The 14,222-nt window shown below is 68.8% G+C and carries 12 protein-coding genes and 1 pseudogene; 7 read left to right on the plus strand and 6 right to left on the minus strand.

Annotation, left to right across the window (positions count from 1 at the left end; all coding sequences use genetic code 11):
- Positions 1-50: 50 nt before the first annotated feature.
- Positions 51-1,649, minus strand: a complete 1,599-nt coding sequence (locus AB8P05_RS13920) for an ATP-binding protein (RefSeq protein ID WP_472759369.1) — start codon at positions 1,647-1,649, stop codon at positions 51-53.
- Positions 1,532-2,827 carry a CHAT domain-containing protein gene (locus AB8P05_RS13925; RefSeq protein WP_472759363.1) on the minus strand — a complete coding sequence of 432 codons (1,296 nt, stop codon included), beginning with the start codon at positions 2,825-2,827 and terminating at the stop codon, positions 1,532-1,534. Before AB8P05_RS13925 ends, AB8P05_RS13920 begins: the two co-directional genes overlap by 118 nt.
- A 264-nt stretch (positions 2,828-3,091) precedes the next feature.
- Between AB8P05_RS13925 and lepA the strand changes: the two genes are divergently transcribed.
- Positions 3,092-4,894: a translation elongation factor 4 gene (gene lepA / locus AB8P05_RS13930; protein WP_455170740.1), complete on the plus strand. Its 1,803-nt coding sequence runs from the start codon at positions 3,092-3,094 to the stop codon at positions 4,892-4,894.
- Positions 4,895-5,052: 158 nt separating this feature from the next.
- Positions 5,053-5,673, plus strand: coding sequence for a hypothetical protein (locus AB8P05_RS13935; RefSeq protein WP_472757889.1), 621 nt, complete (start codon positions 5,053-5,055; stop codon positions 5,671-5,673).
- 80 nt (positions 5,674-5,753) lie between these two features.
- On the opposite strand, the gene AB8P05_RS13940 is transcribed toward AB8P05_RS13935, so the two are convergent.
- Together AB8P05_RS13940 and AB8P05_RS13945 are read right to left on the minus strand one after the other, a co-directional pair.
- Complete coding sequence (locus AB8P05_RS13940; protein WP_472757888.1) at positions 5,754-6,839, minus strand: asparaginase; 1,086 nt, start codon at positions 6,837-6,839, stop codon at positions 5,754-5,756.
- Between the two features lie 49 nt (positions 6,840-6,888).
- Positions 6,889-7,125 (minus strand): hypothetical protein, encoded by a 237-nt coding sequence (locus tag AB8P05_RS13945; RefSeq protein WP_472757887.1) that lies wholly within the window; start codon positions 7,123-7,125, stop codon positions 6,889-6,891.
- 159 nt (positions 7,126-7,284) lie between these two features.
- On the opposite strand from AB8P05_RS13945, the gene AB8P05_RS13950 reads away from it, so the two are divergent.
- From AB8P05_RS13950 to AB8P05_RS13970, 5 genes and pseudogenes are all read left to right on the plus strand, one after another.
- Positions 7,285-8,226, plus strand: a complete 942-nt coding sequence (locus AB8P05_RS13950; RefSeq protein WP_472757886.1) for a LysR substrate-binding domain-containing protein — start codon at positions 7,285-7,287, stop codon at positions 8,224-8,226.
- The gene (locus AB8P05_RS13955; RefSeq protein ID WP_472759364.1) at positions 8,223-8,525 is read left to right on the plus strand and encodes an SH3 domain-containing protein; all 303 of its coding nucleotides are present in this window, start codon (positions 8,223-8,225) and stop codon (positions 8,523-8,525) included. Before AB8P05_RS13950 ends, AB8P05_RS13955 begins: the two co-directional genes overlap by 4 nt.
- Positions 8,494-9,153: a hypothetical protein gene (locus AB8P05_RS13960; RefSeq protein WP_472759365.1), complete on the plus strand. Its 660-nt coding sequence runs from the start codon at positions 8,494-8,496 to the stop codon at positions 9,151-9,153. Before AB8P05_RS13955 ends, AB8P05_RS13960 begins: the two co-directional genes overlap by 32 nt.
- 213 nt (positions 9,154-9,366) lie before the next feature.
- A pseudogene (locus AB8P05_RS13965) lies at positions 9,367-10,227 on the plus strand (DUF3369 domain-containing protein); the annotation flags it as partial.
- Positions 10,228-10,460: 233 nt separating this feature from the next.
- A complete protein-coding gene (locus tag AB8P05_RS13970; protein WP_472759366.1) occupies positions 10,461-10,982 on the plus strand; it encodes an HD-GYP domain-containing protein in 522 nt (173 codons plus the stop codon).
- A gap of 34 nt (positions 10,983-11,016) precedes the next feature.
- On the opposite strand, the gene AB8P05_RS13975 is transcribed toward AB8P05_RS13970, so the two are convergent.
- Together AB8P05_RS13975 and pheT are read right to left on the minus strand one after the other, a co-directional pair.
- Complete coding sequence (locus AB8P05_RS13975) at positions 11,017-11,370, minus strand: response regulator (RefSeq protein ID WP_455170733.1); 354 nt, start codon at positions 11,368-11,370, stop codon at positions 11,017-11,019.
- Positions 11,371-11,800: 430 nt separating this feature from the next.
- Positions 11,801-14,212 (minus strand): phenylalanine--tRNA ligase subunit beta, encoded by a 2,412-nt coding sequence (gene pheT, locus AB8P05_RS13980; RefSeq protein ID WP_472757883.1) that lies wholly within the window; start codon positions 14,210-14,212, stop codon positions 11,801-11,803.
- Between the last annotated feature and the right edge of the window lie 10 nt (positions 14,213-14,222).

The raw sequence follows: 14,222 nt of genomic DNA on the forward strand, positions 1-14,222 counted from the left end.
CCGCGCGCGACCGCACCTCCCCAAGATCGCTGAAGATGCCGAGCATTTCCTCATGCAGGGCCAGCGCCTCGTCCACAAAGCCGCGGCCAGCTTTCAGACGCGCGATCTCGCCAAGCATAACCGCGCGCGACCGCACCTCCCCTTTTTCCTCGACAAAGCCTTCGAGATTGGCGGCGAAGATGCCCATCGCTTCGTCTATCTGTCCATCCTGGACCAACAGACGCGCATAATCGGGTTCGAACACTCCCCACATCATCAGACCCGTCCCCCTCGGTCAGCCTATCCATCGCTTGGTACAAGCATTGGCGGGCGAACCCGACATCGCCGGTACTCCTCGCGGCATCAGCCGCATGACGCAGCAATTGGAGAGGCGGCAACAGGCCAGCCCTTTCGATCGACGTGACGGCCCGTCGCCCCAACTCGGCCGCCCGCCGATAGCGGTACGTCCGGATCAAATGATAAACGGCCTTAGTCGCAACCACCCGCAGCACGCCCGCATCTCCTGTCCGAACCGCCAGATCCGCCAGCACCACATCGGCCTCGAAAGGCCGATTTCCGTCATCATCCCATTCGGCGAACAGCGCCGGCAGCAGCGCCCGTGCGAAATCCGCAGCCTCAGCTTCGGTCAAAGGCGCCAGTCCCGCAATGCGCGGCGCCAGCAGGTGACATGAGGCGGCGGCCGGCCGGTCCGGTTCCACCACGTCGCGGAACAGGTCGAAGACCGACAGCGACAGCAGTCGGTCGAACGCCGCATCCGCCATCCCGACATGGCGGGCCAGAACCGACAGCGCCGGCAGCGGCAGCGGCAGTTCGACGCCGGCGACGGCGCGCAACAGCCGCCGCCCGTCTGCATCGATGCAATCCCACAGCGTGTCCAGCATCAGATGGTCGAGCCGCTCGGCACACTCCGCATCGTCCGGCCGCTCGGTGCCGGCCAGCCAGCCGTCCAGTGCCGCCACCGCCCGCTCCGCCTTGTCCGGGGCGCTCAATGCCAGCGCGATCAGCAGATCCTGAAGCCCCGGATTGCCCCGCGCCGCCTCCAGGCAGCAGTCCAGCAGATCGTCGGCGACATCGCCCGCTTTGCGGTCGCGCAGCCGGCTCGCCGCCTGTTTCAAACGTGTGCCGGCATCGAAGGGATGAAGCGGGATTTCCTCCAATGTCCCTTTCAGCCGCTCCGCCAGGGCGAAGCGGAACCGGCAGGTGATCAACAGCGCGCTGTCGCCCGAGGATTCGACGAAGGCGCGCAGCAGCGCCTCCAGCACCGGCAGCGCCGCGACCTTCACCGTCGGACGGCCGGTGACCGACAGGTCAAGACATTGCTCGAAGTCATCCAGCACCAGCAGGACCGGCTCATCCCGCAACGGCCCCTCCAGCACGCGGCGCATGGCGGCGTGGATCGCATCCGGCCGTCCGCGCAAGGCCGCCGGGTCCAGCCCCAGCCGGTCATCGAAACCGGGACGGGCAACGGCCAGCGCCTTCCACACCGAATCGATGTCGCAGGCGCCATAGACCACCGCCGGCTCATGCCCGGTCATCCGGTCGGCGATGCGGGCGGCGAGGCTGGATTTTCCCAGATGCCCGGCGCCATGCAGCAGCAGCCCGGCGCAGCCGCGCGGCCGGTCGCGCAGGACACGCAAGGCGCGCTGCACCTCCCGCCGCCGGCCGACGAAGCCGGTGCGGCCGACCACCGGCACCTTCCTGTTGTTGCCGAAAAGCGGCTTTCGGCATGGTCGAACGGCCGCTGACGCCGCCGTGCCCGTGGGCGGCACAGCGCGCCGCCGCCATCGCCGCTCAGGAACAGCCGGGCGAGATGCCAGTGGGGCAGACGGTCCTGCCCGTTCGGCGGCGCCAGCAGGGCGCGGCGGGCGGAGGCGACCGCCGCCTCAAGCCGGTCGCCCCCGGCGATCCGCTGATAGAGCGCCGCGGCGAAGGCGCTGGCGTTGCTGTCATAGACCGATCCGGCCCAGCCGATGGCCGCCGGCTGTCCCGCCGCCATCATCGGCAGGATGAAGGGATCGACCCCAGCGGCATCCGCCGCCGTCTCGCAAGCCGACAGGAACAGCAGGCGCGGGCGGTGGTCCGGCCCCAGGGCGCCGAGGAAGGCCGCCGGATCGATCGGGGCGCAGACGCCAAGCTCATCCTCCAGCGCCAGCATCGGCGGATCGCCGTCCCGGCCGGCAAGGCCATGGCAGGACAGATGCAGCACCTCCACCGGCCATTCCAGGCTGAGGCGTTCGCGCAGATCGTCCAGCGTTCCGCCATCCTCGACCACCAGATCCAGCGGGAGGCGGCCGGCGCTCTTGAGGATCGCCACCTCCTCCTGCTCCACCCAAAGCTCGCTCTCTCCCTGCGGCGTCGCCGACAGGAACAGGATGGTCAAAGCGTGGTCGTCGGCGGGCGGTCGGGGAGCCGCCGCAACCCCGACGCGGCGGATCGGGCAGAAGCCGAGCGTCGCGTCGGCGGCCAGGAAGCCTTTGGCTGTCGCCAGGATTTCCCAAGGCAGGGCCAGAAAATCGGACGCGCCGTCCTGCTCCGGGTCCTCCGCCATGAATTCGATTTCCAGCGGTCGCGCCGCACCGGGGCGCAGCAGGCTGGACAGCCAGCGCTCCGGCCCGTCCAGCCAGTCGGCGATCTCCCGCCCCAGCGCCAACAGCGCGCTTTCGCCGCCGTCCTTTGCTGCCCCGTCCTCCAAAATCGCCGCATAGCGGTTCAGCCACTCGTCGATGCGCTGCCGGTCTGCGGCACCCAGCGGACGAGGCGCACTGCGGCGCCCGCTCTCCTCTTCATGGAAAATGCCATCGCCATCATGGAGGAAACGAACGCGCATCGCTGGCCCTTCCGCATCTTTTCGCGTTCCTTATTGTCTCATTTCTACCATTTGGAGATCAAGATGGGCATATCGCCACGTCCGGCCTATAGTTCCCGGAGGGCGACCACCCACCAGCCGGAGCGCCGCAGGATGGAACACTGAACACCCCTCGTGAAAACGTTCCACGCTGTTCCAAACGTCCCGGCGCCCCACCACACCATCATTGCGCCCATCCCCCGTCCGCCCTATGTTCCCGGCAAACTCTCGCTTGTCCGGGCCCCGATGACTGACCTTTCGCACATCCGCAATTTCTCGATCATCGCCCACATCGACCATGGCAAGTCGACCCTTGCCGACCGGTTGATCCAGCAGTGCGGCGGCCTCGACGCGCGCGAGATGCGCGAACAGGTGCTCGACAGCATGGACATCGAGCGCGAGCGCGGCATCACCATCAAGGCCCAGACCGTCCGCCTGCTCTACAAGGCCGAGGACGGCAAGCAGTACACGCTGAACCTGATGGACACCCCCGGCCACGTCGACTTCGCCTATGAGGTCAGCCGGTCCTTGTCCGCCTGCGAGGGCTCGATCCTGGTGGTCGACGCCTCGCAAGGCGTTGAGGCGCAGACGCTCGCCAACGTCTATCAGGCCATCGACAACAACCACGAGATCATCCCGGTCCTCAACAAGATCGACCTGCCCGCCGCCGAGCCCGACCGGGTCAAGCAGCAGATCGAGGACGTGATCGGGCTGGACGCCTCCGACGCGGTGGAGATCTCGGCCAAGTCCGGCCTCAACATCGGTGCCGTGCTGGAGGCGGTGGTCAAGCGCCTGCCGCCGCCCAAGGGCGATGCCGACGCAGCCCTGAAGGCCCTGCTGGTCGATTCCTGGTACGACCCCTATCTCGGCGTCGTCATCCTGGTGCGCGTCGTCGACGGCGTGCTGAAGGTCGGGCAGAAGGTGCGCTTCATGGCCGCCGGCTCCGCCCACGACGTGGACCGCGTCGGCGTGTTCACCCCGAAGGCGCTGCTGACCGGAGAGCTGCGGCCGGGCGAGATGGGCTTCATCACCGCCGCCATCAAGGACATCACCCTGACCAAGGTCGGCGACACCATCACCGACGAGCGCAAGCCGGCGACCGAAGCGCTGGCCGGCTTCAAGCCGTCCGTGCCGGTGGTGTGGTGCGGCCTGTTCCCGGTCGATGCCGCCGATTTCGAGCGGCTGCGCGACAGCCTGGGCAAGCTGAAGCTGAACGACGCCAGCTTCCATTACGAGGCCGAAACGTCGGCGGCGCTGGGCTTCGGCTTCCGCTGCGGCTTCCTCGGCCTGCTGCATCTGGAGATCATCCAGGAGCGGCTGGAGCGCGAGTTCAACCTGGACCTCATCACCACCGCGCCGTCGGTGGTCTACAAGCTCTACATGACCGACGGATCGGTGCAGGACCTGCACAATCCGGCCGACATGCCCGACGTGGTCAAGATCGACCGCATCGAGGAGCCGTGGATCAAGGCCACCATCATGCTGCCCGACGAGTATCTCGGCGGCATCCTCCAGCTCTGCACCGACCGCCGCGGCCAGCAGATCGAGCTGACCTATGCCGGCTCGCGCGCCATGCTGGTCTACCGCCTGCCGCTGAACGAGGTGGTGTTCGACTTCTACGACCGCCTGAAGTCGATCAGCCGCGGCTATGCCAGCTTCGACTACCAGATGGACGGCTATGAGGAGGGCGACCTCGTCAAGATGGCGATCCTCGTCAATGCCGAGCCGGTCGACGCCCTGTCGATGATCGTCCACCGCGGTCAGGCCGAGCGCCGCGGCCGCCAGCTGTGCGAGCGTCTGAAGGAGCTGATCCCGCGCCAGCTGTTCAAGATCGCCGTGCAGGCCGCCATCGGCGGCCGCGTCATCGCCCGCGAGACGATCAGCGCCATGCGCAAGGACGTTCTGGCCAAGTGCTATGGCGGCGACATCAGCCGCAAGCGCAAGCTGCTGGACAAGCAGAAGGAAGGCAAGAAGCGCATGCGCCAGTTCGGCCAGGTCGAAATCCCGCAGAGCGCCTTCATCGCGGCGCTCAAGATGGGCGACGAGTAAGGATACGGAAAGGCGGGCCTCGGCCCGCCTTTTTTGTGCAGCCCGGCAATTCCGTACAACCTGCGAAACAAACCGCCATTTCGCGTGTCATCACGCGTGGGTACGGTGCCGCGCATGCGCGGTGCCCCTCACCTGTGAGTCCAATCCGGGAGGATGACATGCGCAAGATTCTCGCCGCCGCCGTTCCGGCCCTCATGCTGATGGCCGCCGCCGCTCCTGCCGACGCCCAGACCAGCGGGTCCGCCAGGGCCAACGCGGTCGCCAACGGCACGATGGACACCGGCGCCCGCGACCTCCAGGCCAGCCGCGACATGATCGGCAAGCGGGTGGTCCACCGCCATGGCGGGCCGGTTGCCGGCACGATCCAGAACGTGACCACCGGCGCCGACGGCCAGACGATGGTCGAGCTGAAGATGGCCAAGACCGGCCAGACCGTCATGCTCACCCCGTCCTCCTTCGAACGGCGCGGCCGTCAGGTCGTCATCATGCATGACCAGAACGAGCTGCAGCAGCTCGCCCAATACAGCAGCCAAGCCAACACCGGCTACGGCAGTTCGACCGGCGGGGCCATGGGTGGTCCGATGGGCGGCTCCACGGGCGGCATGGGCGCCGGCTCCATGAACCAGGGCAGCATGAATCAGGGCTCGATGAGCGGCTCCATGGGCCAAGGATCGATGAACCAGGGCACCATGAACCGTGGCTCCATGGGTCAGGGCACGATGGGCCAGGGCACGATGGACGAGCGCATCATGTCGCCGAACAAGCCCGGCATGGAGTAAGCCACCGGCGGAGGCGGGAGGCCGCCACGGTCCCCGCCTCCGGAATGCTCAGCCCCCGATCGCCCTCAGTCGATCCCCCTTCAGTCGATCACCGTCAGTTCGCCGGCCAGCGGCTTCGGCATCTCCGCCTTGACCGCGCCGGCGTCCAGGCCGGCGGCGAGCAGGCAGACCAGCTTGGCGTAGCTGGCCTCCGGCGTCATGTCATAGGCGCCGACGGCACCGACGGCACCCAGCCCGGTGGCGTAGGCGCCGGGCAGCACGGCGCCGCGCTGCACCTGGGTGTTGTCCATCAGCACCATGCCCGCTTTCACCGCCGCCGAAAGCGCAGCCAGGAAATCCGGGTCGGTCGGACCGTTGCCCTCGCCGAAGGCCAGCAGCACCGCCCCCTTCGCCGCCGGGCTGGTGCCGGTCAGCATCGCCGACACCGTGCTGGCCCGGATGCCGGGATAGAGCCACAGCATGACGACGGAGAATTCCGCCAGCGCCGCCGCTTGGGCGTCCAGCGCCGCCAGCCGCTTGGCCCGGTTCTCCGGATCGTTCAGCGAGACCGCGGCGCCCGGCATCGGCAACCAGTAAGGCTCGTTGCGGGCGACCACGCTGCCGATGGTGGCGAGCGGCGGGAAGTTCGGCGAATCGAAGCCGGCGAAGCGGTTGGCGTCGACCTTGGACGAGCGGTTGCCGCGCAGCAGCTTGGTGTCGAAATAGACGCAGACCTCCGGCACCGGCAGGGTCCCCGCCGCCACGACGGCGCCGACCAGATTGCTCACCGCGTCGGTCAGCGTGAAGGACAGCGGCACCTGCGACCCGCTGAACACCACCGGCTTCGACAGGCCGGGCAGCAGGAAGGACAGGGCCGACGCGCTGTAGGCCATGCTGTCGGTGCCGTGCAGCACGACGAAGCCGTCATACTCGCCATAAACCGACAGCAGCCGCCGGGCGATGGCGATCCAGTCCGCCGGGGTCATGTTGGAGCTGTCGAGCGTGCGGTCGAACCAGCCCATGGTCCAGGTCAGGTCCTTGTAATCCCGCACCCCGTGGCCGGACAGGCCGGGCATCGACAGGACCAGCCGTTCGAACTCCGCACCCGGCACCGGGGCCAGTGCCCCGTCGGGATTGGTGACGCACCCGATGGTGCCCCCGGTGTACAGCACATAGACCCGCGCCATCGTCCGCTCCTCCCGCAATCTTGGCGGCGGCAGGATAGGCTTCCCCCGCCTACTTCTCAAGGCACAGCCGGTCCTGGAGCGCCAGCGGGCTCCGCACCGACGCCGGGGCCTCCTCCGCGACCAGCTGCCGGCCAGGCGCGGCGCCGAGGGCGGGAATGCCTGCCGGAACAGGGTTGTAGGCAAGGCGGAATCGCCGCGGTTCCGGCACCGCCGGCTGGCATGCCGCGGGCGGATCGATCCGGGCGGCAGCAAGAACCACGCTGGTCCAGGCGGCGAACAGGGACATGGTCGGAAACTCCAAAGCGGTTGGAAACCGAACATGGGCCGCCCACCATTCCCTTGGAAACGAATAGGCATTATGCCGTCATCACGATTCGTAATGACCGCGACGTTGCGGATGGACGGGCGCTCTGCTTGAATGGGAGGCAACTTCCGGTCCCCAGCCATGCCCGCCAATCTCGACACCGACCTGCTGCGCGCCTTCGTGGCCGTCGCCGACAGCGCCAGCTTCACCCGTGCCGGCGAAAGGCTGGGCCGCACCCAGGCGGCGGTCAGCCAGCAGGTGCGCCGGCTGGAGGACACGGTGGGCAAGCGCGTGTTCGAACGCGACACCCACGGCGTGCGCATGACCCGTGACGGCGAGGTCCTGCTGGCCTATGCCCGGCGCATGCTGACCCTGAACGACGAGGTGATGGCGCTGATGCACCGCAGCCCGGCGGTGGCAAGCGTCCGCATCGGCACGCCCGACGATTACGCCACCATGCTGCTGCCCGACGTGCTGGCCCGCTTCAACGCCGCCTATCCCGACGTGATGGTGGAGGTGATCTGCGACAACAGCCCCGATCTGGTGGCGGAGATCGACAAGGGCCGCTACGACCTCGCCCTGGTCACCCGCAAGGCCGGCGAGGCCGGGGGCGAGCTGGTGCGGCAGGAACCGGTGTCCTGGGTCGCCCCGCCGCAGGATTCGGTTCCGCCTCCGGGATACCGTCCGGTCGAAAGCCTCGATCCGCTGCCGCTGGCGCTGTTCCCCAAGGGCTGCGTCGTGCGCGACCTCGCCGTCGCCGCCCTGGACGGGATGGGGCGCGACTGGCGCGTCGCCTTCACCAGCAAGAGCGTCGTCGCCGTCCATGGCGCGGTGATGGGCGGGCTGGGGGTGACGGCGATGGAAAACTGCACCATCCCGCCCAGCCTGCGACGCATCGGTGCGGCGGAGGGGTTTCCGGAGCTGCCGGACATCGACATCGCCCTGCACCGCGCCCGCGGTACGGCGGCCAAGCCGGTGCGCCTGTTGGCCGACGCCATCCACGACCTTGTCGGCCAACAGATGCTGGGCCGCCGGGTGCCGAACCGCGATGTGCCCGTGCACGCGAGGGAAGTCACGCCATGACCGCAGCGTCCATCACCGCCGCCATCCTCCTCGGCCTTGCCGGCGCCATGGCGGCCATCCCGCAGGCCCGGGCGCAGAGCCCGGTCGCCATCGGCGCCCCCCTGACCGGCGAGGTGGTGCTGAACCGCGACATCGAGGTGCGGATCGGCCCCAGCGAAGACGCCCGCATCGTCATGACGCTGAAGCAGGGCAAGGCGCTGAACGCGTTGGGCACCCCGCGCGGCACCTATTGGACGGAGATCGCCATCGGCGGCCAGCCCATCGGCTATGTGCCCGCCGATCGCTGGACCCGGCGCTGATGGTCACCGGCCGGCCGGCGGTCGGCGGCGAGGGGCCGCGCCCGCCCAAGCCGCCGCCAGCCAGCCGGCGGACGCCCCGCCGCCCCACCGCAGCGCCGCCGTCGTCCCGCGCGCCGCCTGGGACAAGGCCGCCCAGACCCCGGCGGAGGGCTATGTCGTCGCCGCCGGCCCGATCTCCGCGACCGAGATCCTGAGCAACCGCAAGCGGCGCGGCTTCACCCTGCGCAAGGGCGACGTGGTGGCGCTGATCGGCGCCGCCAACGGCGAGGCGACGCTGGCCCTGCCCGCCGGCACCCGCGCGGTGGCGCCGGTCCAGGGGCTGGTCGGGGTGGTGGCGCCCTATCCGCTGCCGGGCATGCCGCCGGTGGAGCCGGGCATGCTCTACGGCATCAAGCTCGGCGAATATGTCAGCTATGCCGAGGGCCTGCGCGCCTGGAAGGAGTTCACCGCCGGGCCGGGCAGCGCCTATCGCGACCTGCCGCCGATGGTGTGGCCGGTCTTCCGCAAGGGCCGGCTGCTGTACGAGGTGGGGGTCGCCCCCTTCACGCGGTTGCAGGTGGACACCGCCTGCGGCACGTTGGCGCAACGCGGACTCGATTGTACGGTGATCGAGCTGGATACGTTTTGATGGGTCCGCACCAGACGGGCCGGCCGCGCCCTCCTTCATGACCCCTTCACGATCGAAGAGCCATGACCAACGCCGACCCGACCGGACCCCAGGACGACGCGAAGCCCCCTCCCGCCCGACAGCGGCGACGAGGATCTGGTGTTCCTGGACGATGCGTCCGCCGATGCCGGCCAGCCGCCGGAGGAGGATCAGGATCCCGGCAGCCGCTGGACCATGCTGATCGTCGATGACGAGCCGGAGGTCCATGCGATCACCAAGCTCGTGCTGTCCGACTTCGCCTACAAGGGGCGCAAGGCGCGCTTCCTGTCCGCCCATTCGGCGGCGGAGGCGCGGCGGATCCTGGCGCGGGAAAGCGACATCGCACTGATCCTGCTGGACGTGGTGATGGAGACGGAGGATGCCGGCCTGCGGCTGGTCCACCACATCCGGGAAGAGCTGCAGAACCGCAACGTCCGCATCATCCTGCGCACCGGCCAGCCGGGACAGGCACCGGAACGCGCGGTGATCCTCGATTACGACATCAACGACTACAAGGCGAAGACCCAGCTGACCGCCCAGCAGCTGTTCACCACCACGGTCGCGGCCCTGCGCTCCTACGAGGACATCGTCGCCATCGACGCCAACCGCCGCGGCCTGGAAAAGATCATCGAGGCGTCGTCGTCGCTGTTCCGCGCCCGCTCCATGAAGCTGTTCGCCGCCGGCGTGCTGACCCAGCTGTCGGGCCTGCTGGGGGTGGGGCCCGACGCGATCCTGTGCGTGCAGCGCGGCGGCGCCGGCGGCCAGGGTAGCTGCAACCCGCCCTTCAGCGGCAAAAACGTCAACGGCAACGGCAGCGGCGGCAACGGCCTCTATGTGCTGGCCGGATCGGGCCGGTTCGAGGCTCTCATCAACGAGCCAGCCGCCGGTCATGTCGACCCTTCGGTGCTGGATGCGGTGACGGCCTGCCTGGAAAGGCGGGCGCATGCCTATGCCGGCGACCATTGCACGCTCTATATCCGCACGCCGAACGACCGCGAGACGGTGGTCTATCTGCGCTCCCACCGCCCGCTGTCGGAGTTGGACCGCAAGCTGATAGAGGTGTTCTGCGGCAAGATCTCGGTCGGTTTCGACAATCTGCACCATTACGAACAGCTCTACCGGGCGCAGCAGGGCACGCTCGCGGCGCTGGCCGATCTGGCCGAACGCGGGCGCGGCGCGCTTGCCCCGGACGGGCTTGCTGCGGAGATGGTGGAAGATGGCCGCTTCAGCCGGTCGCTACGCATCGCGGCGATCACGGAACGATCGCCCGCCGCCTGCATGAAGACGGGTTGTTCCCCGAGTCGCTGGACGACTCGACGCTGGAGATCATCGGGCTGGCGGCGATCCTGCACGACATCGGCAACGCCGCAGTCAATCCCGACATCCTGTCGAAGCCCGGCCCCCTCGACCCGGCGGAACGCAGCGCCATGCAGGCCCACACCGTGGCCGGCGCCACCCTGCTGAGCCAGGCGAGCGATCTGGCCGACGGACCGACCCACCTGCATCTGGGGGCGGCGGTGGCGCGCTGGCATCACGAGAATTGGGACGGCACCGGCTATCCGGACGGCCGCACCGGGGCAGCGATCCCGCTGTGCGCCCGCATCGTCGCCGTCGCCGACGCCTTCGACGCGATGACGCGCGACCGTCCCTATCGCAAGGCGCTGTCGCGGGAGGAGTCGGTGGCGGAAATCCGACGTCTGGCGGGTCTGCGGTTCGACCCGGCGGTGGTCGATGCCTTCCTTGCGGTGCTGCCGGAGATCGACCGAGTGATTGACCGGATGATCGGCCGGATGGGTCCGGCGCCGCGTTAGGCGTTCGTGCCCATCGGGTCGCGGTCCGCCGCCTTCAGGGGCGGCAAAGCGCTTCCACCGCCTCGCGCAGCGGGCCGACCTGCACCGGCTTCAGCAGCAGCTGGCAGCCCATCAGCTCGGCCTCGTCCCGCCGTTCGGGGGTGCTGTCGCCGGTCAGGATGATGGCCGGGATCTGCTGCCCGGTTTCCGCACGCACCCGCTCCACCACTTCGCGCCCGGTCCGGCCGGCCGGCAGGTAATGGTCGGCGATGATCAGGTTCGGCGTGCGTGTCAGGCCGCCGAGCTGCGCCTCCAGGGCGGCGGCGCTGCCCGCCGTCACCACCTCGTACCCCCAGCCGTCCAGCAGGATCGCCAACCCTTCGACGATCGACCGGTCGTCATCGACCACAACGATAAGTGGTTTACCTGCCGATGGTTTGCTCGCTTGATCGTCCTTCGGCTCAGCCATTGGTTACCCCAGCTCCGTCATCAGCATTATGATTGCCACCGAACACGCCAAGGCAATGGAAGCGTTGCCTGTGCCATAGCGGTGACATCGGGCGCATCGTGGGCCTACCGCAGACAAATTGTCCGGAACCCCAATCTTTCCACAGAGCCCCACGCTTCCGTCAAACATTCAATTGCAACGAAGAGCGCCACAGTCTTCCCTTACCGAAAGCACTCGGGACTCCTCAATCAGCGATTCATCATATGCTTGTGTGATCGGGTAACTGAGTAGCGATTCCCTGTGAGTTTTTCCGCTTCACAAAAAAAGACCCCCGGGGAAGCGGGGGCCTTTGTATTGCTCGGCCTTTCCTTCAACCGGAAGGTGCCGACCCTCAGGTGCGCAGACTGCCGCCGGTGGCCTTGACCACGGCCGTGACGATCTTCTGGCCGACCGCCTCGATTGCCTCGTCGGTCAGGGTCGCGGTGGTCGGCTGGTAGGTGACCGAGACGGCGACCGACTTGCGCCCTTCGCCCACGCCGGGACCTTCATACACATCGAAGACCGCGACATCCTTGACCAGCGCCTTGTCGGCGCCCTTGACGGCGCGGAGGATCTTGTCGGCCTCCACCCTGCGGTCGACCACAAAGGCGAAGTCGCGCTCCACCGGCTGGAAGGCGGAGAGCTGGACCATCGGCTTGGCGGTGCCGCCCTTCTTCTTGGGCAGCGGCACGGCGTCCAGCATCACCTCGAAGCCGACGACCGGCCCCTTGACGCCCAGCGTTTCCAGCACCGACGGGTGAATCTCGCCGAAGCGGGCCATCACGGTGGGGCCGAGCCGCAGCACGCCGGACCGGCCGGGGTGGTACCAGCCCGGCGCGTCGGTGGTGACCTGCAGGTTGGCCGTCGGGGCACCGGCCGACTCCAGCACCGCCAGCGCGTCGGCCTTGGCGTCGAACACGTCGACGCCGCGGGCCTTCTCCGCCCAGTGGCGCGGCACCGCCGCACCGGCGCGGATGCCGGCGGCGACCGTATCCTGCCCGTCCGGCGCCGGGTTGTGGAAGGCCGCCCCGACCTCGAACAGGCGCACGTCGGCATAGCCGCGGTCGGCGTTGCGGCCGGCGGCCTGGATCAGGTTGGGCAGGACCGACGGGCGCATGACGTCCAGGTCGCTGCTGATCGGGTTGACCAGCCGCAGGCCCGGCTCGACGCCGCCGAACAGCTCGGCGACCGCACCGGACAGGAAGGACCAGGTGACGGCCTCCGACAGGCCGCGCGCGGCCAGCGTGCGCTTGGCCAGCGCCACGCGGCGCTGCTTCAGCGTCAGCGCCGGGCGGGTCAGCACCGTCTCGCGCGGCAGCGGCGTCGCCGGGATGGCGTCGAAGCCGTGGACGCGCAGCACCTCCTCGACCAGATCGGCCTCGCCATGGACGTCGGCCCGCCAGGACGGGACGCCGACGACCAGCCGGCCCTCGGCATCCTCGCCTTCCAGGGTGAAGCCCAGATCGGTCAGGATGCGCTCCTGACGCTCGCGCGGCAGCTCGACGCCGCCGAGCGCGGCGACGCGGCCCGGACGCAGGGTCAGCGTGCGCTTCCACTCCGGCTCGGCCCCCGCCGTCACGATCTCCGACGCCTCGCCGCCGCACAGATCGAGGATGAGTCGGGTCGCCCGCTCGATCCCCTCGACCACCGCGGCGGGATCGACGCCGCGCTCCAGCCGGTAGCGGGCGTCCGATTCCACACCCAGCCGGCGGCCGGTCTGCGCGGTGCGGACGGTGTCGAAAATCGCGGCTTCCAGGAAGACGTTGGTCGTCTCCTCGGTGCAGCCGGACGTCTCGCCACCGATGATGCCGCCCAGCGCCTCGGCCCGCTCATGGTCGGCGATCACCGTCATCGCTAGGTCGAGCTGGTATTCCTTGCCGTTCAGCGCCGGCAGGGTCTCGCCCTCGCGCGCCAGCCGGACCACGATGCCGCCCTTCACCTTGTCGGCGTCGAAGGCGTGCAGCGGGCGGGAAACGTCGAAGGTGATGTAGTTGGTGATGTCGACCAGGATGGAGATCGGACGCAGGCCGATGGCGGTCAGCTTGTCCTGCAGCCATTGCGGCGACGGGCCGTTCTTCACGCCGCGGAAATAACGGCCGACATAGTAGGGGCAGGCGTCCAGCGCCTCGATCTCAACCCCGATCGGGCTCTTGAAGGCGCCGGGGACCGGGGTGGCGTTCAGCAGCCCCTCGGTCAGCGGCTTCAGCCTGCCCATCCCGGCAGCGGCGAGGTCGCGGGCGATGCCGCGCACCCCGGCGCAGTCGGCGCGGTCGGGCGTCAGGTTGATGTCGATGACCGGATCGTTCAGCCCGGCATAATCGGCGAAGCCGGCGCCGACGGGGGCGTCGTCCGGCAGCTCGATGATGCCCTCATGCTCGTCCGACAGCTTCAGCTCGCGCTTGGAGCACATCATGCCGTTCGACTCGACGCCGCGGATGACGCCCTTCTTCAGCGTGATGTCGGAACCCGGGACATAGGTCCCCTCCGGCGCGAAGACGCCCTTCATGCCGGCGCGCGCGTTGGGGGCGCCGCAGACCACCTGCAGGGTGCCGGCGCCGGTATCGACCATCAGCACGCGCAGCTTGTCGGCGTCCGGGTGCTTCTCGGCCGAGACGACATGGGCGACGCGGAAGGGCGCCAGCTCCTTCGACCGGTCATGGACGCCTTCCACCTCCAGCCCGAGGGCGGTCAGCTTCTCCGTGATCTGGTCGAGCGAGGCGTCGGTCTCCAGATGGTCCTTCAGCCAGGACAGCGTGAACTTCATGGGTCCGGCT

Source organism: Azospirillum sp. VT-I1, assembly GCF_055698305.1.